The organism is Streptomyces sp. JW3 (genome assembly GCF_052216785.1).
Taxonomy (GTDB): domain Bacteria; phylum Actinomycetota; class Actinomycetes; order Streptomycetales; family Streptomycetaceae; genus Streptomyces.
In genome coordinates this window covers 12,366-36,786 of the sequence record NZ_JBQOUX010000063.1, presented here as the reverse complement: position 1 = coordinate 36,786, position 24,421 = coordinate 12,366, and the positions used below count along the sequence as shown (strand labels likewise).

Annotated in this window: 21 protein-coding genes and 1 pseudogene; 9 read left to right on the top strand and 13 right to left on the bottom strand. The window is 73.2% G+C overall.

What is annotated here, in order from left to right:
* Positions 1 to 58 precede the first annotated feature (58 nt).
* Complete coding sequence (locus ACTT8P_RS24065) at positions 59 to 1,441, bottom strand: GntP family permease (protein WP_442833798.1); 1,383 nt, start codon at positions 1,439 to 1,441, stop codon at positions 59 to 61.
* Between the two features lie 298 nt (positions 1,442 to 1,739).
* On the opposite strand from ACTT8P_RS24065, the gene ACTT8P_RS24060 reads away from it, so the two are divergent.
* Both ACTT8P_RS24060 and ACTT8P_RS24055 read left to right on the top strand, forming a co-directional pair.
* Entirely contained in the window at positions 1,740 to 3,434 is a 1,695-nt protein-coding gene (locus tag ACTT8P_RS24060) for an ATP-binding protein (RefSeq protein ID WP_442833797.1), read from the top strand.
* Positions 3,431 to 4,120 carry a response regulator gene (locus ACTT8P_RS24055; RefSeq protein ID WP_442833796.1) on the top strand — a complete coding sequence of 230 codons (690 nt, stop codon included), beginning with the start codon at positions 3,431 to 3,433 and terminating at the stop codon, positions 4,118 to 4,120. Before ACTT8P_RS24060 ends, ACTT8P_RS24055 begins: the two co-directional genes overlap by 4 nt.
* A 6-nt stretch (positions 4,121 to 4,126) precedes the next feature.
* On the opposite strand, the gene ACTT8P_RS24050 is transcribed toward ACTT8P_RS24055, so the two are convergent.
* The 4 genes from ACTT8P_RS24050 to ACTT8P_RS24035 are packed head-to-tail and all read right to left on the bottom strand — an operon-like array spanning position 4,127 to position 8,072.
* Positions 4,127 to 4,942 carry an ABC transporter permease gene (locus tag ACTT8P_RS24050; protein WP_442833795.1) on the bottom strand — a complete coding sequence of 272 codons (816 nt, stop codon included), beginning with the start codon at positions 4,940 to 4,942 and terminating at the stop codon, positions 4,127 to 4,129.
* An 18-nt stretch (positions 4,943 to 4,960) separates the two neighbouring features.
* On the bottom strand, positions 4,961 to 5,824 hold the full coding sequence (locus ACTT8P_RS24045) for an ABC transporter permease (RefSeq protein ID WP_442833794.1): 864 nt from the start codon (positions 5,822 to 5,824) through the stop codon (positions 4,961 to 4,963).
* Between the two features lie 3 nt (positions 5,825 to 5,827).
* Positions 5,828 to 7,027 carry an ABC transporter substrate-binding protein gene (locus tag ACTT8P_RS24040; protein WP_442833793.1) on the bottom strand — a complete coding sequence of 400 codons (1,200 nt, stop codon included), beginning with the start codon at positions 7,025 to 7,027 and terminating at the stop codon, positions 5,828 to 5,830.
* Between the two features lie 10 nt (positions 7,028 to 7,037).
* Positions 7,038 to 8,072, bottom strand: a complete 1,035-nt coding sequence (locus tag ACTT8P_RS24035) for an ABC transporter ATP-binding protein (RefSeq protein ID WP_442833792.1) — start codon at positions 8,070 to 8,072, stop codon at positions 7,038 to 7,040.
* A gap of 132 nt (positions 8,073 to 8,204) precedes the next feature.
* Between ACTT8P_RS24035 and ACTT8P_RS24030 the strand changes: the two genes are divergently transcribed.
* Positions 8,205 to 8,945 carry a FadR/GntR family transcriptional regulator gene (locus ACTT8P_RS24030; RefSeq protein ID WP_442833791.1) on the top strand — a complete coding sequence of 247 codons (741 nt, stop codon included), beginning with the start codon at positions 8,205 to 8,207 and terminating at the stop codon, positions 8,943 to 8,945.
* A gap of 33 nt (positions 8,946 to 8,978) precedes the next feature.
* Positions 8,979 to 9,746 (top strand): PDC sensor domain-containing protein, encoded by a 768-nt coding sequence (locus ACTT8P_RS24025; protein WP_442833790.1) that lies wholly within the window; start codon positions 8,979 to 8,981, stop codon positions 9,744 to 9,746.
* Between the two features lie 9 nt (positions 9,747 to 9,755).
* Here ACTT8P_RS24025 and ACTT8P_RS24020 read toward each other — a convergent pair whose 3' ends face one another.
* The 6 genes and pseudogenes from ACTT8P_RS24020 to ACTT8P_RS23995 form a co-directional block, all read right to left on the bottom strand.
* Positions 9,756 to 10,736, bottom strand: a complete 981-nt coding sequence (locus tag ACTT8P_RS24020) for a hydroxyacid dehydrogenase (protein WP_442833805.1) — start codon at positions 10,734 to 10,736, stop codon at positions 9,756 to 9,758.
* Between the two features lie 95 nt (positions 10,737 to 10,831).
* Positions 10,832 to 11,644, bottom strand: coding sequence for a carbohydrate ABC transporter permease (locus ACTT8P_RS24015; protein WP_442833789.1), 813 nt, complete (start codon positions 11,642 to 11,644; stop codon positions 10,832 to 10,834).
* A gap of 203 nt (positions 11,645 to 11,847) precedes the next feature.
* Entirely contained in the window at positions 11,848 to 12,768 is a 921-nt protein-coding gene (locus ACTT8P_RS24010; RefSeq protein WP_442833788.1) for a carbohydrate ABC transporter permease, read from the bottom strand.
* Positions 12,769 to 12,913: 145 nt separating this feature from the next.
* Entirely contained in the window at positions 12,914 to 14,254 is a 1,341-nt protein-coding gene (locus ACTT8P_RS24005) for an ABC transporter substrate-binding protein (RefSeq protein ID WP_442833787.1), read from the bottom strand.
* Between the two features lie 158 nt (positions 14,255 to 14,412).
* Positions 14,413 to 15,258 (bottom strand): LacI family DNA-binding transcriptional regulator, encoded by an 846-nt coding sequence (locus tag ACTT8P_RS24000; RefSeq protein ID WP_442833804.1) that lies wholly within the window; start codon positions 15,256 to 15,258, stop codon positions 14,413 to 14,415.
* A gap of 168 nt (positions 15,259 to 15,426) precedes the next feature.
* Positions 15,427 to 15,672 (bottom strand): annotated as a pseudogene (locus ACTT8P_RS23995) (DeoR family transcriptional regulator); the annotation flags it as partial.
* A 163-nt stretch (positions 15,673 to 15,835) separates the two neighbouring features.
* Here ACTT8P_RS23995 and ACTT8P_RS23990 point away from each other — a divergent pair.
* Genes ACTT8P_RS23990 through ACTT8P_RS23975 form a run of 4 tightly spaced genes read left to right on the top strand, consistent with a single transcriptional unit; the run spans position 15,836 to position 21,463 of the window.
* Positions 15,836 to 18,286: a polysaccharide lyase 8 family protein gene (locus ACTT8P_RS23990; RefSeq protein WP_442833786.1), complete on the top strand. Its 2,451-nt coding sequence runs from the start codon at positions 15,836 to 15,838 to the stop codon at positions 18,284 to 18,286.
* Entirely contained in the window at positions 18,283 to 19,005 is a 723-nt protein-coding gene (locus ACTT8P_RS23985) for a heparin lyase I family protein (RefSeq protein ID WP_442833785.1), read from the top strand. Before ACTT8P_RS23990 ends, ACTT8P_RS23985 begins: the two co-directional genes overlap by 4 nt.
* A gap of 35 nt (positions 19,006 to 19,040) precedes the next feature.
* Complete coding sequence (locus ACTT8P_RS23980; RefSeq protein WP_442833784.1) at positions 19,041 to 20,813, top strand: beta-galactosidase; 1,773 nt, start codon at positions 19,041 to 19,043, stop codon at positions 20,811 to 20,813.
* Positions 20,814 to 20,818: 5 nt separating this feature from the next.
* On the top strand, positions 20,819 to 21,463 hold the full coding sequence (locus tag ACTT8P_RS23975) for a glyoxalase (protein WP_442833783.1): 645 nt from the start codon (positions 20,819 to 20,821) through the stop codon (positions 21,461 to 21,463).
* Here the strand turns inward: ACTT8P_RS23975 and ACTT8P_RS23970 are convergent.
* Positions 21,393 to 21,851, bottom strand: a complete 459-nt coding sequence (locus tag ACTT8P_RS23970) for a glutaredoxin domain-containing protein (RefSeq protein ID WP_442833782.1) — start codon at positions 21,849 to 21,851, stop codon at positions 21,393 to 21,395. The genes ACTT8P_RS23975 and ACTT8P_RS23970 overlap by 71 nt on opposite strands.
* 110 nt (positions 21,852 to 21,961) lie before the next feature.
* Between ACTT8P_RS23970 and argG the strand changes: the two genes are divergently transcribed.
* Positions 21,962 to 23,407 carry an argininosuccinate synthase gene (gene argG, locus ACTT8P_RS23965; RefSeq protein WP_442833781.1) on the top strand — a complete coding sequence of 482 codons (1,446 nt, stop codon included), beginning with the start codon at positions 21,962 to 21,964 and terminating at the stop codon, positions 23,405 to 23,407.
* A 41-nt stretch (positions 23,408 to 23,448) separates the two neighbouring features.
* Here the strand turns inward: argG and ACTT8P_RS23960 are convergent, their stop codons facing one another.
* Positions 23,449 to 24,360, bottom strand: a complete 912-nt coding sequence (locus ACTT8P_RS23960) for an alpha/beta fold hydrolase (RefSeq protein ID WP_442833780.1) — start codon at positions 24,358 to 24,360, stop codon at positions 23,449 to 23,451.
* Positions 24,361 to 24,421 lie beyond the last annotated feature (61 nt).

The window sequence follows — 24,421 nt, the reverse complement described above, 5'->3', positions numbered from 1 at the left end:
GGGCCGGTTCCCCGGAGGGAGCCGGCCCCGCACCCGTTCGTCCGGGCGCTCGTCGTACTCAGGCGAACACCGACAGCAGCAGCGCCATCAGCAGTCCGCAGACGCTCACGATGGTCTGGATGGCGGTGTGCGACTTCGTGGCCTGGCCGAGGGTCATCCCGAAGGACTCCTTGACCAGCCAGAACCCGGCGTGGTTCACGTAGTTGAGGCCGATCGAGCCGGCCCCGATGGCCACCACGAGCAGCGAGGTGTGCAGGCTGCCGCCGTCCCGCGCGAGCGGGGCGAGGATGCCGGTCGCGGCGACGATGCCCACCGTCGCGGAGCCGGTGGAGAAGGACAGCAGCAGGGCCAGCAGCCAGCCCAGCACGATCACGTTGAGGTGCATGCCGGACGCCGCGTTCTCGACGGCCTGGCCGATCCCGGAGTCCTCCAGGACCTGGTTGAACGCGCCGCCGCCCGCGATGATCAGCAGGATGCCGGCGACGGCCTTGAGGCTGTCCGTGAGCGAGCCGCGGATCGACTCGGCGGGCAGGCCGCTGCGGTAGCCGAGGGCGAACAGCGCGAAGAGGAACCCGGCGAGCATGGCGATCACCGGCTCACCGGTGAAGGCCAGCACGTGCCGCACCTGGCTGGTCTCGTCGCAGGCCAGTTCCGCGACCGTGCGCAGCAGCATCAGGGCGACCGGCACCAGCACGGCGGCCAGCGCCCAGCCGGTGCGGACCTGGTGCGGGGCGCGGTCCGCGCCGTCCTCGGGCTCGGCGAACTTGGCGATCAGCTCCGGGTCGGGCCGCACGTCCAGGCGCGGGGCGATCCACCGGCCGTACACCGGTCCGGCGATGATGATCGTGGGGATCGCGCAGACCAGGCCCACGGCGATGCTCAGCCCGAGGTTGGCGTGCAGGCCCTCCACCGCGACCAGCGGGCCGGGGTGCGGGGCGACCATGCCGTGCAGGGTGGCCAGGGCGCCGATGGCGGGCGCGGCCAGGTACACGTACGGGGACCCGTTGATCTTGTGGGTGCGTTCCAGGCGCTGGGCCACGCTGAAGATCAGCGGGAGCAGCACGATGAGGCCGATCTCGAAGAACATCGGGATGCCGATGACGAAGGCCGCGCCGGTCACGTACCACGGCAGGGAGCGGGGGCCCGCACGGTCGACGATCATGCGGGCGATGCGGTCGGTGGCGCCGGACCCCGACAGCAGCCGACCCAGCATGGCGCCGAACGCGAGGGTGACGCCGACGTCGCCGAGGATGCCGCCGGCGCCCGACTCCAGGGACTCGGCTATCTTCTCGGCCGGCAGTCCCGCGGCCAGCGCGGCGCCGACCGAGACGGTCATCAGGGCGATGAAGGGGTGGAACCGGAGCCGGGAGTTGATCAGCGTGATCAGCGCGGCGATGGCCGCGGCCAGGATGATCAGCAGCGTCCACGTGTGGCCCGTCACAGCCGGCCTCCCGGCCGGTCGCCGGTGCCCGTGGCCGGGCATGCTGGGGTGAGTACCGTCGTCATTGAAGAAACTCCTGGTCTGCGGCTCGTGATGTCCCGGCGGGAAGCTATCGGCCGGGTGCCGGGCGGCTCCAGGTTGTGCGCGTAACCCGTGAAACCCCTGATCCGCGCGTTGTGCGCGTTCTGTGCACGGTGTGTTCCGGGGTTACCGTCGGCGGGTGAGAATCGTCGAACGGCCAGGTCGGCCGCAGTCTTCGCGAAGGCGGCGGTTCGCGCGGACACGGCTGCGGACGCAGGTGCTGGTGTCGCAGTGCGCGGTGGTCGCGGTCACCCTCGCCGCCGCGTTCGCCGCGTTCGCGTACTCCAACGAGCACCGGCTCGACCGGGAGTACCAGTTGCGGGCGCTCGCGGTGGCCCGGACGGTGGCCGCCGAGCCGTCGGTCCGGCGCGCCGCCGCCGCGTACTCCGCGGCCAACGACCGTGCGGGCGGCGGCGCGGCCCACACCTCGCGCGCCGCGCTCGCCGCGGGCCCGGCGCAGACCGCGGCCGAGGCGGCGCGGGCCCGGACCGGGTTCCTGTTCGTCGTCGTCACCGACGACCGGGGCATCCGGCTGGCCCACCCGGAACGCGCGCAGCTGGGCCGGAGGGTGAGCACCGATCCGTCCGGCGCGCTCTCCGGACACGAGGTGCTGGCGCGGCACCGCGCCCATCTCGGTGACGAGGTCGTCGCCAAGGTGCCGGTGTACGCGCCGGGGTCGGCCACCGAGGTGGTCGGCGAGGCGAACGCGGGGCTGGCCGTGTCCGCCGTGCGGGCCCAGTTCCTGCGCGTCCTGCTCGGCGGTCTGGGCTGGCTGGCGGTCGCGCTGCTGCTCGGGGTCGCCGCGTCCGCGCTGCTGGCCCGGCGGTGGAAGCGCCTGACCCTCGGGCTGGAACCGGAGGAGCTGGCCGGTCTGGTGCAGGAACAGGAGGCGGTCCTGCACGGCATCGGCGAGGGCGTCCTCGCCCTGGACACCGGGGGCCGGGTCACGGTCGTCAACGACGAGGCGCGCCGGCTGCTGGCGCCGGCTGCCGCTCCCGGGCGGCACGTCGGCGAACTGGGGCTGACGCCCCGGGTGGCCGAGGTGCTGCGCGGCCCCGGGCGGGGGCCGGTCATGGCGGCCGTCGGGGAACGGGTGCTGGTGGTGTCGTCCCGTACGGTGCGCCGGGACGGCCGTGAGCTGGGCACCCTGCTGACCGTCCAGGACCGCACCGACGTGGAGTCCCTGACCCGGCAGCTCGACGCGGTACAGGCGATGAGTTCGGCGCTGCGCGCACAGCGCCACGAGTTCGCCAACCGGCTGCACGTCGTCTCCGCGCTGGCGCACGGCGGGCATCTCACCGAGACCACCGAGTACATCGACACGATCCTCGGGACCGGACCGCTCGGCGAGGCCCTGCCGGGCGTGGAGGCGGTCAGTGACTCCTATCTGCGCGCCTTCCTGTCGGCGAAGGCCGCGCAGGCGCGGGAGAGCGGGGTGACCCTGGTGGTCGGCGGCGGCACCTGGGTGGCGGGCACGCTGGCCGCGCCCGTCGACGTGACCACCGTGTCCGGCAATCTCGTCGACAACGCGATCGAGGCCGCCCGGCACGGGCGGCGCACCCCGGCGCTGGTCGAAGTGGAGCTCATGACGGAGGGCAGCACCCTGCTCATCACCGTCGCCGACAGCGGCGACGGGGTGACCCTCAGTCCGGCGCGGGACGTGTTCCGCGAAGGCGTGTCGACCAAGCACCACGCGTCGGTGGTCGGCGGACGGGGCATCGGCCTCGCCCTGGCCCGGCAGATCGCCCGCGCCCGGGGCGGCGACGTGTACCTCGCGGAACCCGGCGGGCCGCCGTCCGCCGCCGAACTCGCCGGACTCAGCGACGGGACCGCCGGGCGGACGGGCGGACCGGTCGGTGGCGGCGCGGTGTTCGTGGTCCGGCTGCACGACGTCATGGAGGCGGGAACGTGACGGACCACGCCCCGGGCCCCGAGCGGCCGCCGCTCTCCGTGCTCGTCGTCGACGACGACTTCCGCGTCGCCGGTGTCCACGCGGCGCTGGTGGCGGACGTGCCGGGCTTCACCGTGGCCGGTACCGCGCACACCGCCGCGGCGGCCCGGGAAGCGGCCGCCGGGACCTCCGTCGACCTGGCCCTCGTCGACGTGTACCTGCCCGACGGCTGCGGCGTCGATCTGCTGCGCCACCTGGACTGCGACGCCTTCGTGCTCAGCGCGGCGGCCGAGGGCCCGGTGGTGCGCCGGGCGCTGTCGGCGGGCGCGCTGGCCTATCTGATCAAACCGTTCCCGCCGGAACTGCTGGCGGAGAAGCTGCGCGGCTACGCCCGCTTCCGTCAGCTGACGGAGGCCCGCACCGTCGACCAGGGCGCCGTCGAGAGCGCGTACGGCGCGCTGCTGGACACCGCCGCCCGCCGCTCCGCGCGCCGGCCCACCGCCCGTACGGTGACGGGTGACGCGGTACTGACCGCCGTACGCGACTCCGCGGCGCCGCTGTCCGCGGGACAGGTCGGTGAACTGATCGGCGTCTCCCGCGCCACCGCGCAGCGCTACCTCGCCTCGCTGGTCTCCTCGGGTCTGCTGCGGATGAGCCTGCGCTACGGGACGACGGGCCGGCCGGAGCAGGAGTACCGGATGCCGTGACCGGCCTCAGACCCGGCTGGCGCCGGCCGTGTCGGAGGACAGCCGCTGGGCGAGGTAAATGGGAACGACGGAGAGCAGGACCAGGACCGCCGCCACCACGTTCACCACCGGTGCCTGCTGCGGCCGGGTCATGTTGCCGAAGATCCAGACCGGGAGGGTCTCGACGCCCGGTCCGGCGGTGAAGGTGGTCACCACGATCTCGTCGAAGGACAGCGCGAAGGCGAGCAGACCGCCGGCCAGCAGCGCGGAACGCACCAGCGGGAAGGTGACGTCGGCGAAGGCGCGGAAGGTGTGCGCGCCCAGGTCCATGGCGGCCTCCTCGTACGAGCCGGGGGTGCGGCGCAGCCGGGCGGCGACGTTGTTGAAGACCACGACCACGCAGAAGGTGGCGTGGCCCACCACCACGGTGAACAGGCCGAGGCCGACCCCGAGCGGTGCCAGCACGGTGCTGAACGCGGAGTTGAGGGCGATGCCGGTGACGATGCCGGGCAGCGCGATCGGCAGCACGACGACGAAGGAGATCACGTCCCGGCCGAAGAAGCGGTGCCGGGCCACCGCGAACGCGGCCAGGGTGCCGAGCACCAGGGCGACGACGGTGGCGCCCAGGCCCGCCTTGACCGACACCCACAGGGCGTCGCGGGCCCCCTCGTTGTGCGCGGCCACCGACCACCAGTGGCCGGTGAGGCCGCGCGGCGGCCAGCTCGCGCTGCGGTCGGGGTTCAGGGAGTTGACCAGGACCAGCAGCAGCGGCACGTAGATCACCGCGAAGCCCAGGAAGGCGGCGGCGCGCAGCGCGATCCGGGCGCGGCGGGTGAGGTGCACGGCGGGGTCCTCCCCTGCTCACAGGCTGCTGAGGGCGCCGGTGCGGCGCATCCCCAGCAGGTACAGCACGATGACGGTGACGGGGACCGTGCCGAGGGCGGCGGCCATCGGCAGGTTGAGTTCGATGTTGGAGTAGACGAGGTTGCCGATCAGCTGGGTCTTGCCGCCGACGATCTGCACGGTGATGTAGTCGCCGAGGCTCAGGGAGAAGGTGAAGACGGACCCGGCGGCCACCGCCGGCAGCACCATCGGCAGCACCACGGAGCGGAAGGTGCGCCCGGCCCGCGCGCCGAGGTCGGCGGAGGCGTCCAGGAGGCCGGCGGGCAGCTGTTCCAGGGCGGTGTGCACGGGCAGGATCATGTACGGCAGCCAGAGGTAGGTCAGGGTGAGGACGGTGGCGGTGAGGCCGTAGCCGGGGCCGTCGAGGCCGACCGGCCGCAGCAGCCAGTCGGCGAGGCCGCCCTCGGACAGGATCAGCCGCCAGGCGTACACCTTGACCAGGTAACTGGCCCACAGCGGGGTGAGGATGGCGACGACCAGCAGCGGACGCCACCGCGGCGCGGCGACCCGCGCGGTGTAGAAGGCGACGGGAAAGGCGATCACCGCGCACAGGGCGGTGACGGTGAGGGCGACGCCCACGCTGCGCAGGGCCACCTCGCGGTAGACGGGTGTGGTCAGCAGCGCGTGGAAGTTGTCCGTGGACCAGACGCGGACGACCTCGGAGGTGAAGGAGTCGGTGGTCCAGAACGCGGAGACGAACAGCACGGTGAGCGAGCCGAGGTAGAGCACGGCCAGCCACAGCAGCGGCGCGGCCAGCAGCAGCGCCAGCCGCAGCCGGGGCCGCCGGTGCAGCGCCCCGGCGAGGCCGCGTACGGTGATCATGGCTCAGCCCTTGATCTCGGTCCAGGCCCGCACCCAGCGGGCGTAGGGCACGCATGTGACGTCGGTGCGGCCGTCCAGGCACTGCTCGATCGGGGTGTTCCAGAAGGCGATCCGCTTCCAGTACTCCTCGTCGGCGGCGTGATAGGTGGCGCAGAAGTCCTTGTCGCTGGTCTCGGCGCACGCCTTCCGGTTGGCGGGTGCCTCGCCGAAGTACTCGGCGACCTGGGCGTTGACCTTCGGGGAGACGATCCAGTCGAGCCACTGGTAGGCGCAGTTCGGGTGCTTCGCCTCGGCGGCGACCATCCAGGTGTCGGACCAGCCGGTCGAGCCCTCCTCGGGTACGACGGCCGCGACGGGGGCGCCCTCGTCGGCGGTGAGGTTGGCGATGACCTGCCAGGTGGTGCCGATGACGGAGTCGCCGCTCTTGAAGGCGGAGACCTCCTTGAGGTAGTCGCTCCAGTACTCGCCGATGTTCGCGTTCTGCTTCTTCAGCAGCTCCACGGCGGCGTCGAACTGCTTCTGGTCCAGCGCGTAGGGGTTCTCGATCTTCAGCTCCGGCCGGTGCGCCTTGAGGTAGAGCGCGGCGTCGGCGAGGTAGATGGGCGAGTCGTACGCGGTGACGTGCCCGGCGTACGCGCCCGCGTCGTCGAAGACGGCGGACCAGGAGGTGGGCGCGGGGGTCACCTTCTCGGTGTTGTACATCAGCAGGTTGGCGCCGCGGCCGTGCGGGATGCCGTACATCTGTCCGTCGACGGAGTTCCAGTCGCCGTCCTTGAGGCCGCTGAAGACGTCCTGGTAGTTGGGGACGAGGTCGGTGTTGACGGGGGCGGCGTCGCCGGCCGCGATCAGCCGCAGGGAGGCGTCGCCGGAGGCGGAGACGGCGTCGTACTGGCCGGTCTTCATCAGTTTGACCATCTCGTCCGAGCTGGCCGCGACTTTGGAGCGGACCTGGCAGCCGGTTTTCCGCTCGAAGCCGCTGACCCAGTCGGCGGCGGGGTCGTTGGAGCCGTCCTCGACGTAGCCGGCCCAGGCGATGAGGTCGACCTCGCCCTCGGTGGCGCCGAGCTTCGTCGGTGCCTTCAGGTCGGGCGGGTTGAGGCCGGTGGCCGAGGAGCCGTCGCCGCCTCCGGAGGAACCGCAGGCGGTGGCGGCGAGCAGCAGCGCGGCGGCGGCCGCGCCCTGGAGGGTTCGGGTCAGACGCACGACGTACTCCCTAGGTGGGCGGCGGGACGTGGACGGTGTGCCGGTGGTTCCAGGCCAGGCGGACGCGGGCGCCGCGGCAGCCGGCGACGTCCGCGGCGGAGGTGTCCAGGTTCTGCTGGAGCGCGGTGAGCCGGCCGCCGCCGTCGAGGTCGACGAGGAAGCGGGTGGCGTCGCCGAGGTAGACGACGTCGGCGACGGTGCCGGTGGCCGTGGCGTGTCCGGGTGCACCGGCGGCGGACTCCTTGAGCACGCGGATCTTCTCGGGGCGCAGGCTGTGGGTGCCCGGGGTGCCCAGCAGGCGCCGGGCGAGGGCGTCGTCCAGCAGGTTGGCGGCGCCGACGAAGGACGCCACGAAGGCGGTCGCGGGGCGTTCGTAGATCTCGGCGGGGGTGCCGGCCTGTTCGAGGCGGCCCCGGTTCAGGACGGCGATGCGGTCGCTCATCGTCAGCGCCTCCTGCTGGTCGTGGGTGACGAGGACGAAGGTGATGCCGACCTCGCGCTGGAGGGCCTTCAGTTCGCCCTGCATCCGTTCGCGGAGCTTGAGATCGAGGGCGCCGAGCGGCTCGTCCAGCAACAGCAGGCGGGGGCGGCCGACGAGGGCGCGGGCGAGTGCCACGCGCTGGCGCTGGCCGCCGGAGAGCTGTCCCGGGCGCCGGGTGGCGAAGCCGTCGAGGCCGACCTCGGCGAGCGCCCGGCGGGCCCGGTCCAGCCGCTCGGCCTTGGGAACCTTGCGGACCTTGAGGGAGTAGGCGACGTTCCGCTCGACCGTCAGGTGCGGGAAGAGGGCGTAGTCCTGGAAGACCGTGTGGACGTCGCGTTCGAACGGGGCGAGGCCGGTGACGTCCCGGCCGGCGAGTTCGACGCCGCCCGCGGTCGGGGTCTCGAAGCCGGCGATCAGCCGCAGCACTGTGGTCTTGCCGGACCCGGAGGGGCCCAGCAGCGAGAAGAACTCCCCGTCCCGGACGTCCAGATCGATTCCGGCGACGGCCTCGGCCGCACCGAACGACTTGCGCAGGCCGCGGAGCCGGACCGCAGGTGCCTCCATGGGCGGGAACCTTTCTGCCGCGCTCTCACGTTGCAGTGTCTTGCAGTGTCGGAGCAGAAACATATGAAGTCATAGTTCAAAGCTCAAGACCCCCTCGGGGCAAAGCTTGAGTCAACGTGCAAGGTGGTGGCCGTGAAACAGCAGCAGAGGAACGGTGACGCCCGCGGGGCCGTGTTCGCGCCGGTGGACAACCGGGCGCGGGTGGACACGGTGGTCCGCCGGATCGGTGACGCCATCGAGCTGGGACTGCTCGCCGACGGTGAACAGCTCCCCGGGGAGAGCGAGTTGGCCGGTCAGCTCGGGGTGTCGACGGTGACCCTGCGGGAGGCGCTGATGGCGCTGCGCCAGCAGGGGCTGGTCACCACCCGCCGGGGCCGGGGCGGCGGCAGCTTCGTCGCCCGGCCCGCGTCCCCGGGCGAGGAGCGGCTGCGGGCCCGGCTGCGCGGCTGGAGCACCGAGGAACTGCGCGACCTCGGCGACCACTGGGCGGCCCTGTCCGGCACGGCGGCCCGGCTGGCGGCCGAGCGCACCGAACCGGACGACCTGCGCCAACTGCGCCGCACGGTCGAGGACTTCACCGGTGCCGGGGACGCGGCGGCGCGCGGCCGGCTGTACGGGCGCTTCCACGTGGAGCTGGCGGCGGCCGCGCAGTCCGCCCGGCTCACCCGGGCCCAGGTGGCCCTCCAGACGGAGGTCGGGGCGCTGCTGTGCCTCGTGCTCGGCAACGACGCATATCGTGAAGAAGTCGCGGACCGTCATCGCCGTGTCATCTCGGCGGTGCAGGATGTGGCCCACGATCCGGCCGGAACGCTGGCCGAAACGTGTGTGCGGGAGTCGACGGCGCGGCTCATCTCGCTGCGCCTGACGCTGTAGCACCGTTTGGTCCCCGTCCGCCGGGAGGGCAGCATGGGCCGCGCCGCCGCACCGCCCGGCCGGGCGGCCGAGGAGTCGGTCACCGCCCGGGTCCGCTCGGTCCTGGAGGCGGTCTTCGACGCGGTGGCGGCCACCGGTGCCGACACGGCCGCGCTGCTGTCCCGGGTCCGGGCCCGGGGCCGCCGCCCGGTCACCGCCGATCTGGCCGCCCTGCGCCCCGCCCTGCACGCCCGGCTGGCCGGGCAGCCGCTGGTCTCCGGGGCCGGCTTCGTCGCCGCGCCCGGTCTGCTAGACGACGTACCGGCCTGGCTGGAGTGGTGGCAGACCGGCCCGGACGGCACGGTACGGCCGCTGCTGCCCGACCTCGCCCCGGAGCACTCGGCGTACGCCGACTACACCCACTGGGACTGGTTCGCGCTGCCCCGCGACACCGGGCGGCGGGCGGTCGCCGGCCCGTACGTCGACTACCTCTGCTCGGACGAGTACAGCCTGACCCTGGCCGCGCCGGTGCGGGTGGCCGGTGTCTTCGCCGGGGTCGCCGCGGCCGACGTGTACCTGCGGCACTTCGAGGCCGCCGTCCTGCCGCTGCTGCACCGGCTGCCCGCCCCGGCCCGGCTGGTCAACGCCCGGGGCAGGGTCGCGGCCTCCACCGACCCCCGGCACCTGGTGGGCTCGCTGGACCGGACCGCGGACGCCGGGCGGGCCCTGGCTCAGGGACGGCCGCGCCGGGACCGGGGCGCGCGGCTGGTGCCGTGCGCGGGCGTTCCGCTGGTGCTGGTGGTCCAGGCGCGGCAGGGATAGCGGCCTTCGTCAGGCGGTGCGGGCCAGTTCCTGGGCGGTCACCGGGTGGGCGAAGGGCCGGCCCCGCGCGTAGCGGCTGATCTCGGCGGCGGCGTGATCGGCCATGCGGCCGAGTTCCCCGCCGAGCGAGCCCGCGATGTGCGGGGTGAGCAGCACGTTCGGCAGCCGGTACAGCGGTGAGTCGGCGGGCGGGGTGTCCGGCTCGGTGACGTCGAGCACCGCGTGGATGCGCCCGGACGCCAATTGCGCGACCAGCGCCTCGGTGTCGACCAGGGAGCCGCGGGCGGTGTTGACGAGGGTGGCGCCGTCGGACAGCAGCGCCAGCCGCCGGGCGTCGAACAGGTGCCGGGTCTCGGGCAGTTCGGGCGCGTGGATGGTGACGACGTCGCTGCGCCGGGCCAGTTCGTCGAGCGGGACCCGGCGCACCCCGAGGCGGGCGGCGTCCGCCGCGTCCAGATAGGGGTCGTGCACCAGGACGGTGAAGTCGAACGGGCGGAGCAGTTCGATCACCCGGCGGCCGGTGCGGGAGGCGCCGACGACGCCGACGACCCGGCGGTAGTTGCCGTGCCCGGCGAAGTAGGGCAGCAGCGGATAGCGGCCGCGCCGCTCGCGGTAGGCACGGGCACTGTCCAGGACCCGTTTGCCGGCCAGCAGGATGACGGCGAGGGTGTACTCGGCGACCGGCAGCGCGTTGGCCGCGGCGGCGCTGGAGACGGCGATCCCCCGTTCCCACACCGCGTCGGTGACATGGTGCTTGACCGACCCGGCGGCGTGCACGACGGCCCGCAGCCGGGGCATCGCGGTGAGCGCCCGGCCGGTGAGCGGCGGGCACCCCCAGTGGGTGAGCAGTACTTCGGCCTCGGCGAGCGCGGGAGCGGCGGCCGGGTCGGCGAAGTCGGTGACCAGCAGGTCCGCCGCGAGGTCGGCGACCTCCCGGAGCCGGTCGACGGCGCCCTCGTGCCGCAGGGCGTCCCGGGTCTCACGGGACATGGCGAGCACGGTACGGGGGCGGCGCGGGCGGGCGCGGTCGGTGCCGCGGGGCGGGCGGGAGGTGTCCGGCGCCGTGTCGTCGGTCGCGGTCATCGTCACTTCACCGCGCCCGCGGTGAGGCCGGAGCGCCAGAAGCGCTGGAGGCAGACGAAGGCGACGACCAGCGGAACGACCGAGACCAGCGCCCCGACGATGGTGAGCATCGCGAACTCCGGGTTCTGCTGGGACGACTTGCTCCAGATCGCCAGGCCCAGGGTGACCGGGTAGAGCCGGTCGTCACTGAGCATGTACAGCGGCAGCACGAAGTTGTTCCAGCTGGAGGTGAAGGTGAACAGGAACAGGGTGACGAAGCCCGGGGCGAGCATCGGCAGTCCGACCGAGCGGAAGACCCGCCACTCGCCGGCGCCGTCCATCCGGGCGGCCTCGACCACCTCGTTCGGTATGTATCCCTCGGAGAACACCCGGGCCAGATAGACGCCGAACGGGTTGACCAGCAGCGGGACGAGCACCGACCAGTAGGTGTTGTCCAGGCCCGCCTTGCTGGCCAGCAGGTACTGCGGGAGCACCAGCACCGCGCCCGGGACCAGGACGCCGAGCAGCACCAGGCCGAACAGCTTCTCCTTGTGCCGGAAGTCGTACTTGTCGAAGGCGAAGCCGACGGCGGTGCTGACCAGGGTGGACGCCAGGCAGCCCACCCCGAAGTACAGAACGCTGTTGAGCAGCCAGCGCCCGAAGACGCCGTCGCCGTGGCCGAACAGCTCGCCCAGGTTGGCGAAGAGGTTGAAGTCGGCGAAGGTGAATCCGCCGGTGCCGACCAGGTCGCCGTGGTCCTTGGTACTGGCGACCAGCAGCCAGGTCAGGGGCAGCAGGGTGTACAGGGCGAAGAGGGCGAGGAGGCCGTTGACCACGGCCTTGGAGGTCCAGGCGGCGCGGTGGGGGCGGAGGCTGGGCCGGGGGCGGGGGCGAGGGCGGGGGCGGGATCGTCCGGTTCCGGTTCCGGTTCCGGTTCCGGCTCCGGCTCCGGCTCCGGCTCCGGCTCCGGCTCCGGCTCGGAGGGTGCCGGCCGGTGCGGGCGAGGGACGGGGGACGGACCCGGGGGTGGTGTGCGTGCTCATGCTGCCTTCCAGCGGTTGCCGAGCTTGGTGACTGCGAAGGAGAGGGCGCCGGCCAGCAGAGCGATCAGCAGCGCCGCCGCCGAGGCGAGGCCGGGGCGGTGGTCGACGAAGGCGGCCTTGTGCACGTACATCACCGGCGACCAGTCCCGGTTGACGCCCTCCGACTGCACGGTCAGCATGTACGGCTCGTTGAAGAGCTGGATCGCGCCGACGCAGGTGAACAGAAGACTGAGGACGAGGGCGGAGCGGATGTGCGGCACCTTGATGCGCAGCGCGGTGCGGATCGCCCCGGCGCCGTCCACGGTGGCCGCCTCCAGGGTCTCCCGGGGGATCGCCTGGAGCGCCGCGTAGAGGATCACCATGTTGTAGCCGACGTAGTGCCAGGTCACGATGTTGACCACGGACGGCACGGCCATCGGGGCGGAGAAGAAGTCGACGCTGACGCCCAGGGCGCCGAACCAGTCCATGACCGGGCTGAGACTCGGCGAGTACAGGTAGACCCAGATGATCGCCGCGATCACGGTCGGCACCGTGTAGGGCAGGAACAGGGCCAGTTGGAACAGCCGCTTCGCCCGCGCGGCGGCCGAGTCCAGCAGCAGGGCGAGGAGCAGCGCCGCGCAGGTCATGAGCGGGATGTACAGGGCGACGTAGACGACGATGTGCAGGAAGGCGGCGCGCAGGGCCGGATCGCCGAGCGCGTCGGCGTAGTTGCCGAGTCCCGCGAAGACGGTCTCGGTGCCGCCGAATCCGAGTCCGGAGGACTGTTCCCGAAAGAGGCTCGTCCAGACCGCGTACCCGATCGGGGCGATCATGACCAGGGCGAAGAGGACGAAGAACGGGACGAGGTAGGCCGCGGCGGCGCGCCGCCTGGCGGGTACGGCCGTACGGCGGGCGGGCGGCGGGGCCGGGACTGTCATGGAATCTCCTGACCGGGGCGCACCGCACCGGGGCGGACGGGGCGGGGCGGGCGGAAATGTGGTGCGGTGGGGCGGTGGTGTGGGCGGGACGGTGCTGACGCGGGGCGCGGGACGGTGCTGGCGCGGGGCGCTGGGCGGTGTCCGCTCAGCCCTCGCTGGTCTTCAGCCCCCGGTCGGCCAGCGCCTTCAGCGCGGCGCGCTGGGCCGCCTCGAAGCCGGCCGTCCAGCCGCCCTCGGCGACCGCGCCCTCGAACGCCTCGTTCACCGAGCCCTGCACCGGGCCCCAGGTCCAGCCCTTGACGACGCTGTCGACCTGCGCCGCCGCGACCTCGTACAGGTCGTTGGCGAAGTAGCCGTCGCAGACGTCGGCGAACTCGGCCGCCGCGACCTTCTGGAGCTCCGGGTCTGCGGGCAGGACGCTGCTCGGCGCCTCGGCGTCGGCCAGGCGGGCCTGCATGGCGGCCGGGTCGGTGGTGAGCCACTCGATGAACTCGGTCGCCGCGTCGAGGTGTTCGCTGCCCTTCGGTACCGCGAACGAGGTGCCGCCCCAGGTGCCGGTGGCGGGCGTCCCGTCCCAGGTGGGCAGCGGCGCCACGGCCCACTCGCCCTTCTGCTCCGGCAGTTGGGAGATGAGGCCGGCCCCGCTCCAGGGGGCCCCGATGAACGAGGCGACCTGTGACTTCTTCCGGGCGGTGCTCTCCTCCTCGCTCCAGGCGGGGTGGTTGAGCACGAGGTCGTCGCTGACCAGACCGTCCCAGTAACCGGCGACCTCGCGGGCCGGCGCGTCGTCGAGGTGCACGGTCCAGGCGTCGCCGTGCACGCCGAAGCCCTGTGAACCGGCTTGCCAGGCCAGCCCGTTGATGAAGGGGATGTCACCGCCCTTGGGGGCATTGAGGATACGGACGTCGTTGTCGGCGTCCTTGATCTTCTCTGCGGCCTTCTCGAACTCCGCCCAGGTGCGCGGTACCGCCACGCCGGCCTTCTCGAACAGGTCGGTCCGGTAGTAGAGGAGCTGCGGGGTGACGTCGAACGGCACGCCCCAGGTCCGGCCGCCGGGGGTGACCAGGGAGCGCAGGCTCTCGGGGAAGGTCCCGACCAGTTCGCCGGCCTCCTCGGTCAGGTCCTCCAGGTTGCCCTGGCTGGCGAACTCGGGGAGCATCGCGTACTCCATGCCGACCACGTCGGGGGCGTTGCCGGCGTCGATGGCGCTGTCGATCTTGGAGTAGCCGTCGGTGCCGGCGGTGATCTCGGTGAACTCGACCTGGACGTCCTTGTGGGTGGCGTTGAACTTGGCGACGACGTCCTGGGTGCCGACCATCCACGACCACATGGTGAGGGTGACCGGCTTCCCGTCCGCCGCGCCGGAGGTGCCGCCGTCCCCGCCGCCGCAGGCGGTGGCGGTGGCGGTGGCGAGAAGGGCGAGGCAGCCGGCGACGGCGCGACGGGCCGCGCGGGGCATGCGGGATCTGCGGGCGAGAGGGTTCATGGCACTGGCTCCTCGATGAACGAAGCGAGATGAGCGATGAGAATGCGGTCATCTTTCGGCCAGAACGATCGCCCGTCAAGAGCGAATGAACAATTCGATCACAACAATCAGCTTCGGTGCGCGTTCGGTACGGGTGCGTGCGGGTTCGGTCGATGCGCTCAGTGCGCGGGCGGCGCGCTGGAGGCCCGTACCGTCAGCCGGGGTACGAGCGAGACATGCCGGCTGGGGGCGGTCGAACGGCCGCTCCCGCCTTCGCCGAGCCGCGCCAGCATCAGTTCCACGGCGGTCTCCCCCACCGCCTGCCGCGGCGGCGCCACCGCGGTGAGCGGTACGTCGGCCAGCGCCGCCATCTCGTCCTCGTACGCCACCAGGGACACGTCGTCCGGGATGGACAGCCCGCGCTCGCGCAGGCGTTGCGCCACGCCGATCGCGGTCTGGTCGTTGTGCACGATCGCTGCGGTCACCCCGTCGTCGAGCACCGCCCGGTACAGCAGGCGCGCGGCGGCGTCCAGGCTGCGCGGGTCCTCCGGGTCGACGCTCACAGGGGTGAGCGCGGGCAGGCCGCGGGCCGTCACGGCGGCCTGGTAGCCCTCGCGGACCTGCGGCGACGTCGGGTTGTCCTGGGCGAGCAGCGACATCCTGCGGTGGCCGAGACCGGCCAGGTGGTGGACGGCCGCGGCACCGCCGAGGACATGGTCGGAACGCGCGCTGTCCAGTCCGGCCAGCCGTCCGCCGAGCGGGACCCGCCGGTCCACCAGGACCGCCGGGACGCCGAGCGCCAGCACCTGTTCCTCCTGCTCGGGGCTCGGCACTCCGCGCTCCCAACTGGGCTGCAGCAGCAGGCCGTCGACCCCCGCGTCGAGCATCCGGCCGATCTGCGCGGTGTCCTCCTCGGACCGCCAGTGCGCGATCCCGAGCACCAGCCGGCCGCCGCGGGCGGTGATGGCGTCCTGGGCGCCCCGGACCAGTTCGGCGAAGTAGTGCTCCATGCTGGGCACCACCATGCCGAGCACCGTCCCGGCGGGTGCGGCGGCCGGCGCCGCCGCGGCCGCGGGGTCACCGATCCGGGCGGATCCCGCGGGCCCGATACCCGCGGGCCCGAATCCCGTGGGGCCGAATCCCGTGGGACCGAATCCCGTGGGGCCGGCCCCGGCAGGTCCGGATCCGGCAGGTCCGGATCCGGCGGGCGCGGGCCCGGGCCCGGGTCCGGCGGATCCGGGGCCCGGCGCGGGCCGCGGCCAGGAGACCGAGCCGTGCAGCCTGGTCAGCCGTCCCTGTCCGGCCAGCGTCTCGACGTCGCGCCGCACCGTGACCGCGGAGACCGCGAGTTCCTCCGCCAGTTCCGTGACTCGCAGACTGCCTCGCCTGCGCACGATCTCCAGCACCCGTTCGTGGCGCTGATTGACATGCGACCGCATCCGTCGTCCTCCTGGTGATCCCCCGGTTCTTGCGCGTTCCACCGTACTCTAGTGATCGATTCTGTCGACTTTTTCGTAGCTTACGTATTGAGCATCTTGTTCATCTCGTGCTAGAAACCCACCCACCCGCTTCCCCTCCCTCCCCTCCGCCTCTGGAGACACCATGCCGACATCCTGGTCCCGCCGTGGCTTCGTCAAGGCGACGGGCGGTGTTGCCGCCGCGTTCGGTCTGGCCGGAGCCGTCTCGGTCACGACGGCGAGCGGCACCGCCCACGCCGCGGCTGCCACCGATGAGTTCGGCCGGCTGCGGGACACCTGGCGCGGGCTGATCCTCGGCTCCGGTTTCAGCCCCACCGCCGAGCCGTTCGCCTCGAAACTGGCCCAGCTGGGCAGCAGCGCCACGGCCTGGCGCGCCGCCATGAGCCCGACGGCCGGCTCCCTGTGGCCGGAGCTGGTCTGGCTGGACCCGGAACCCGACACCGACACCGCCTCCTACACCTACTCGGCGCAGATCCAGCTCACCTTCCAGCGGCTGCGGTCGATGGCCGAGGCGTACGCGCAGCCCGGCACCGGTCTCACCGGCGACGCCGCCTTCGCCCAGGACGTCGTGGCCGGTCTGCGCCACGTGGTCACCGACGTCTACCACGCGGGCCGGGCCCGGTACGGCAACTGGTACAACTGGCAGATCGGCGGCCCGCAGGCGCTGCTGGACGCGGCGATCATCCTGCACGACCACGTCGACGACGAGCTGCGGGCCGCGATCACGGCGGCGGTCGGCGCGTTCGTACCGGACAGCGCGGTGGCGTCGTACACGGGCACCTCCACCGGCGCCAACCGGGTCGACCTGTGCCGCACCATCGCGCTGAGCGGTCTGGTCGGCGACGACGCGGGCCGGCTCACGGTGGCCGCCCAGGCCCTCTCCCCCGTCTTCCCGTACGTCACCTCCGGCGACGGGCTCTACCGGGACGGCTCCTTCGTGCAGCACACCTGGGTGCCCTACGCCGGGTCCTACGGCGCCGACCTGTTCACCGGGCTCAGCCTGCTGTTCGCGCTGCTGGCGGGGTCGTCCTGGGAGATCACCGACCCGGCCCGGGAGAACTACTTCGACGCGGTGGAGCGGGCCTGGGCGCCGTTCCTCTACAACGGGCTGTGCATGGACGCCGTCTCGGGCCGGGCGATCTCCCGGGGCGTGCCGCCGGGCGCCTCCGCCGGGGCCAACGACGACCATCTGCGCGGCCACTCGGTCATCGCCTCGATCGTGGCGCTCGGCCGGGCGGCGAGCGCCGAGCAGAACGCCCGCTGGCGGGCGCTGGCCAAGGGCTGGATCCAGCGGGCGTACTTCAGCGCGCCGCACACCGATCCCATGCTGGGCGTCTACAAGCTGGCCCAGCTCCAGGAAGTGGTGGCCGACACCGCCGTCAAGCCGCTGCCCGAACCCGTGGCGCACCGGCTCTTCCCGTCCCAGGACCGCGCGGTGCACCGCCGCAAGGGCTGGGCGGCCTGTCTGGCGATGGCCTCGGAGCGGATCGCGCACTACGAGTGGGGCAACGGGGAGAACCTGCGCGGCTGGCACACCGGGGCCGGCTGGCTGTCGTGGTGGGGCGACGACTTCGGCAACGAGCAGTACTCGGAGGGGTTCTGGGCGACCGTCGACCCGTACCGGCTGCCCGGCACCACCGTCTCGCGCAAGCCGCTCGCCGACGGCGAGGGCGGCCAGTGGGGGGCCGAGCGGCCGGCCGTGCGGTGGGTGGGCGGCACCACGGACGGTACGTACGCGGCGGTCGGCCAGCACCTCAAGGGGCTGTCCTCGACGCTTCAGGCCCGCAAGTCCTGGTTCTTCCTGGACGAGGGGATCGTCTGCCTGGGCGCGGGGATCACCGCCTCCGACGGCACGCCCGTCGACACGGTCGTCGACAACCGCCGGCTGGGCCCGGACGGCGCCGAGACCCTGACCGTGGACGGCCGCCGCATGCCCGGCGAGCCCGGCCGGCCCCGGACGCTGACGGACCCCGGCTGGGCGCACCTCGCCGGTCACGGCGGGTACGTCTTCCCGGCGGGCGGCCAGGTCACCGCGCTGCGCGAGGAGCGCACCGGCCGCTGGAGCGACATCCGGACCGGTGCGTCCACCGAGCCGCTCACCGACCACTACCTCACCCTGTACGTCGACCACGGCACCGACCCGGCCGACGCCTCCTACGCGTACGTCCTGCTGCCCGGTGCCAGTGCCACCCGTACCGCCTCCCGCGCGGCCGGTGCCCGGAGCCTGCTGCGCACCCTGGTCAACACGCCCGAGGCGCAGGGCGTCCAGGTGCCCGCCCTCGGTGTCACCGCCGTCAATTTCTGGGCCGCGGGCACGGCCTGCGGCCTGACCGTGAGCGCGCCCTGCTCGGTGCTGGTCCGGCACGGGCAGGGCGGCACCGCCACGGTGTGCGTCGCCGATCCGGCCCGTGCGCTCACCGCGCTCACCGTCACCTGGGAGCACCGGGTCACCTCGGTCGTCTCCCGGCCCGGCACGGTCCAGGCGGCGGTACCCGGCCGGGAGCTGACCCTGACCTTCGGCGATCTCACCGCCGAGGCGGGCGCCACCCAGCAGACGCTGGTGAGGACGGCGTGAGCGCCCGGACGCGGCGCGCCGCCGCTCTGCTGACCGGGCTGCTCTGTCTCGCGGTGCCCGCCACCCCGGCGCACGCCGCCACGCTCTGGGACGGCGACGCGGCCGGCGGCACGGGGGTGTTCGGCAGCGTGGAGTGCGAGGCGCCCGGCAGCCTGGTCACCGCCGCCAACCAGGACGGGCACGGCACGATCTTCCGCTACACCAAGCCGAGCGGTCTCATCCGCTGCGAGAGCCGGGGCATCGCGGTGGGCGGCACCCGGTACGCGTTCGCGCCGGACGCCACCTACTGGCTCGGCTGGGAGTCCCAGCTGTCCACGGTGACCGGCGACTTCGTGGTCTGGCAGTGGAAGTCGTACCCGAACGCGCAGCAGAACTACCCCCTGATCATGACGGTGAAGAACGGCTCCACGCGGCTCTTCCACGTGGACACCGCCGCCACCTGGCACCTGATCTGGTCGGCGCCGGTCGCGGCCGGGCAGTGGCGGCGCTACGCCCTCGGCATCCACACCTCGGCGTCGGCGGCGGCCGGCTGGGTCGAGCTGTACGCCGACGGCGTACCGCAGACCTTCGCCGACGGCTCCACCCGGTACGCGGCCCGCACCTGGGACAGCGCGAACGAACCCAAGTGGGGCGTCTACGACCGGGACACCCCCGAGAGCGACGCCGTCCACCGGATCGACGGACTGCGGGTGGACACCGCCTACCCGGACGTCGACTGAGCCCCCCGTACGCACACCCCCGAGGACCCGTCCCGATGAACGCATCACCCACGCCCGCCTTCGCGGTGACCGACGACGGTTTCGAGCTGGCCGGGCGGCCGGTGCGGCTGCTGTCCGGCGCCCTGCACTACTTCCGGGTGCACGAGGACCAGTGGCCGCACCGGCTCGGCATGCTCCGCGCGATGGGCCTCAACTGCGTGGAGACATACGTGCCGTGGAACCTGCACGAGCCGTCGCCGGGCCGCTACCGGGACCCGGAGGCGCTGGGCCGGTTCCTGGACGCGGCGCGGGCGGCGGGGCTGTGGGCGCTGGTGCGGCCGGGGCCCTACATCTGCGCCGAGTGGGAGAACGGCGGCCTGCCGCACTGGCTGACCGGCGCGGTGGGCGGCCGGCTGCGCACCCGGGACCCGGCGTACCTGGAACCGGTGCGGCGCTGGTTCGCCCGGCTGCTGCCGCAGGTGGTGGAGCGGCAGGCGGACCGGGGCGGGCCGGTGCTGATGGTGCAGGTGGAGAACGAGTACGGCAGTTACGGCTCGGACCGGGAGTACCTGCGCGAACTGGCCGCGCTGCTGCGGGAGTCGGGGGTGACGGTGCCGCTGTTCACCTCCGACGGGCCGGAGGACCACATGCTCACCGGGGGTTCGCTGCCGGGTGTCCTGGCGACCGTGAACTTCGGCTCGGACGCCGCCGGGGCCTTCGCGGCCCTGCGCCGGCACCAGCCGGCCGGTCCGCTGATGTGCATGGAGTTCTGGTGCGGCTGGTTCGCGCACTGGGGCGAGACGTCCGCGCCGCGGGACGCCGGTGACGCGGCGGCCGAGCTGCGGGCGGTGCTGGAGCACGGCGGCTCGGTGAACGTCTACATGGCGCACGGCGGCACCAGCTTCGGCGGCTGGGCGGGCGCCAACCGCACCGGCGACCTGCACGACGGGGACTTCCGGCCCACGGTGACCTCCTACGACTACGACGCCCCGATCGACGAGAGCGGCCGGCCCACCGAGAAGTTCTGGCTCTTCCGCGAGGTGCTCGCCGAGTACGCCGAGACCCCGCCGCCGGACCTGCCCGCCCCGCCGCCGGTGCTCGCCGCGCCCGCCACCGCCGTCCTGGACGCCTGGGTGCCGCTGGACGAGGTGATCGACACCCTGGGCGGTCCGGAGCGCGTCTTCGGCACCGCCCCCACCTTCGAGGAACTGGACGTCGACCGGGGCCTGGTCCGCTACCGGGCCCGGCTGCCCGGACCCCGCCCGGCGCTGCCGCTGACCCTCCCCGGCGCGCGGGACGCGGTCCGGCTGACCGTGGACGGCGTCCGCGTCGCGCCGGGCACCCCCGTGCCGGGCCCCGCCGCGGTCGAGATCCGGGTGGAGTCCCTCGGCCGCGTCAACTACGGGCCCCGGCTGGGCGAGCCCAAGGGCCTGACCGGCGGCATCCTGCACGAGCGGCAGTATCTGCACGGGGTGAGCGCACGCGCCCTGCGGCTGGACGCCTTCGACGGCACGGCGGCCGTCGCGGCCCTGCCGTTCCGCCCGCCGTCCGGCGGCGGCCCCGGCCTCTACCGGGGCGTCCTCGACCTTCCGGCCCCCGGGGACGCCGTACTGGAGCTGCCGGGCGCGGGCCGGGGTGTCGCCTGGCTCAACGGCTTCTGCCTCGGCCGCTACTGGTCGACCGGCCCGCAGACCTCCCTGTACGTGCCCGGCCCGGTGCTGCGGGCCGGCCGCAACGAGCTGTGGCTGCTGGAAACGGAAGCCCTGGACGGCGGCCCGGCATCGGTCAGTTTTCGAGAAGCCGTGCTGACCCCGCCGCGCCTAGCGTGAACGGCATGACTTCACTCGCATCCGTCACCCTCGAGGTGGCCGACCGCACGGCCGCCGAGCAGTTCTACGCCGCCGCGTTCGGACTGGGCCCCCGGATCGGTCTGCGGCCCTCCCAGGCGCCGACGACGGGCTTCCGCGGCTTCGCCATGTCGATCACCGTGGCCCAGCCGGCCGACGTGGCCGGCTTCACCCGCTCCGCGCTCGACGCCGGCGCCACCCCGCTCCAGCCGGCCGAGAAGTCCCTGTGGGGCTATGGCTCCGTGGTCCAGGCCCCGGACGGCACCATCTGGAAACTGGCGACCTCGGCGAAGAAGGACACCGGACCGGTCTCCCGGGAGATCGGCGCGCTCGTCCTCCTGCTGGGTGTCGAGGACGTGAAGGCGAGCAAACGGTTCTACGCCGAGCAGGGCCTGACCGTGGCGAAGAGCTTCGGCGGCAAGTACGTCGAGTTCGCCGCCGACCCGTCCAGCCCCGTCCAACTGGCCCTCTACAAACGCCGGGGCCTGGCCAAGATCGCCGGCGTGCCCGAGGAGGGCGGCGGCTCGCACCGGATCGTGCTCGGCGGCACCGGCCGGTCCTTCACCGACCCGGACGGGTTCGGCTGGGAAGCTCCGGTAGCTGCCGGCGCACCCACTCCGGATCGGGGTTGACGTAGGAGCGGCCCGCCACGACGACCGTCGGCACGGTCTCGTTCCCGTCGTTGACCGCGCGTACCGCCGCTGCCGCCGCCGGGTCGCGCCAGATGTCGACCCAGTGCAGCCGGCGGGCGTCCCGGCCCAGCCGGATCCGCAGCCGCATGCAGTATTTACAGCCGGACCGCCAGTAGACCACCGGTCGGCCGTCAGCCGCGCTGCGCAGCCGAGCCTGCGCCGCGCCGGTCGACCGGGGGAAGAACAGCGGCGAGTGGGAACCCGCCAGGATCAGGAACATCACCAGGAGCCCGGCGGCTGCCCCGGCATCCCCCGCGAGGATCATCCCCGCCGCGACCACCGAACCGCACAGTGCCAGCAGGAGCGGCAGAAACCAGGCACGCATCATGAGCATGCAGAGTAACGGGCGGCGGACGGACCCGGCGGGCCGGCGGGCCGGGCCGGCGCCCTGACAAGGGCGACTTTGCATGTTCATACGTTGCCCTGCATAATCAATCCATGTCCAAGGTCCTCACTTCCCTCCCGGCCGGCGAGCGCGTCGGCATCGCCTTCTCCGGCGGCCTCGACACCTCGGTCGCGGTCGCCTGGATGCGCGACAAGGGTGCCGTCCCGTGCACCTACACCGCCGACATCGGCCAGTACGACGAACCCGACATCGCGTCGGTGCCGGGCCGCGCCAAGAGCTACGGCGCCGAGGTCGCGCGGCTGGTCGACTGCCGCGCGGCGCTCGTCGAGGAGGGCCTGGCCGCGCTCGCCTGCGGCGCGTTCCACATCCGCTCGGGCGGGCGGGCGTACTTCAACACCACGCCGCTCGGCCGCGCCGTCACCGGCACCCTCCTGGTGCGGGCGATGCTCGAGGACGACGTGCAGATCTGGGGCGACGGCTCGACGTTCAAGGGCAACGACATCGAGCGGTTCTACCGGTACGGCCTGCTGGCCAACCCGAACCTGCGGATCTACAAGCCGTGGCTGGACGCGGACTTCGTGACCGAGCTGGGCGGCCGCAAGGAGATGTCGGAGTGGCTGGTCGCGCACGACCTGCCCTACCGCGACAGCACGGAGAAGGCGTACTCCACCGACGCCAACATCTGGGGCGCCACCCACGAGGCGAAGACCCTGGAGCACCTGGACACCGGCGTGGAGACCGTCGAGCCGATCATGGGCGTGCGGTTCTGGGACCCGTCGGTCGAGATCGCCACCGAGGACGTGACGATCGGCTTCGAGCAGGGCCGCCCGGTCACCGTCAACGGCAAGGAGTTCGCCTCCGCCGTCGACCTGGTGATGGAGGCCAACGCCATCGGCGGCCGGCACGGCCTCGGCATGTCGGACCAGATCGAGAACCGGATCATCGAGGCCAAGAGCCGCGGCATCTACGAGGCACCGGGCATGGCGCTGCTGCACGCGGCGTACGAGCGGCTGGTCAACGCGATCCACAACGAGGACACCCTCGCCCACTACCACACCGAGGGCCGGCGGCTGGGCCGGCTGATGTACGAGGGCCGCTGGCTGGACCCGCAGGCGCTGATGGTGCGCGAGTCGCTCCAGCGCTGGGTCGGCGCGGCCGTCACCGGCGAGGTGACCCTGCGGCTGCGGCGCGGCGAGGACTACTCGATCCTCGACACCACGGGCCCGGCGTTCAGCTACCACCCGGACAAGCTGTCCATGGAGCGCACCGAGGACTCGGCGTTCGGCCCGGTGGACCGGATCGGCCAGCTCACCATGCGCAACCTGGACATCGCCGACTCCCGGGCCAAGCTGGAGCAGTACGCCGGGATCGGTCTGATCGGCACCGCCAATCCGGCCATCGGCGCGGCCCAGGCGGCCGCGACCGGTCTGATCGGCACCATGCCGGAGGGCGGCGCCGAGGCGATCGCCTCCCGCGGTGAGGTCTCCGGCGCGGACGAACTGCTGGACCGCGCGGCGATGGAGTCCGGCACCGACTGACCGGTCACCGCACCGGCTGAGGCGCGGGCCCGGTCCGTGCCTCAGCCGACGGCGTCCATGAAGTCCAGCATGCGGCGGTTGACCGTGTCCGCGTGGTCGATCTGGGGGCCGTGGCCGGTGCCGGGCACGATCTCGGCGCGGGCGTCCGGCACCAGCCGGGGCACCCGCTCGGCCTGCCGCCGCGGACGCACGAGCAGGCTGCGCTCGCCGAGCACCAGGTAGAGCGGGACCCGGACGGCGGACAGTTCGTGCTCGGTCAGCGGCAGGGGCGCGGGGCGGCGGACGCGGTAGGCGCGGCCGGCCGCCCGGATCATCGCCCGCAGCTCCGGCACCACCAGGACCGGCTGGTCCAGCCAGGCCGCGAGCCGCGGCCGCAGCGCCCGGGGCGCGAAGGTCGCGAACAGGCCCGCGAAGATCCAGAGGAAGAAGCGCGCTCCCACCTTCTCCAGTCCGCCGGGGTCGAGCAGGGTGACCGACGCGAGCCGGCCCGGAGCGCGGTGCGCCTGGTTGAGGGCGAGCCAGCCGCCGTAGGAGCTGCCGACGAGGTGCACCCGGTCCAGTCCCAGCCCCGCGAGGGTCTCCGCCAGCCAGCGCGCGGCGTCCTCGGGCCGGTGGATCGGTGCCCGCTGGACACTGCGCCCGGGATCGCCCGGGGTGTCCACCGCGTAGACGGGGCGTTGGGCGCTGAGCGCGGGCGTGTTGGGGTACCACATGGCGGAGCAGGAACCCGCGCCGTGCACCAGGACGACGGGGGTGCGGGACGCGGCTGCGGGGTCGTCGGGGCCGTACCGGTAGACGTGCGTGGTGCCGGCGGCGGTCTCCACCCGGTGCTCGGCCAGCGCGGGCGCGCCCAGGGCGTAGACCGCGTCGCAGGCCGCGAAGTAACGCTCCCGCCGGGCATCGTCCAGGTAGCGGCCGACGGTCGGTTGCGGACGGGCTGCGGTCCGGGACACGGGCACCTCCGGGGTTCGAGTGCGTTGTGATACGACCGTACCAGCAAAATGGTACGGCTGT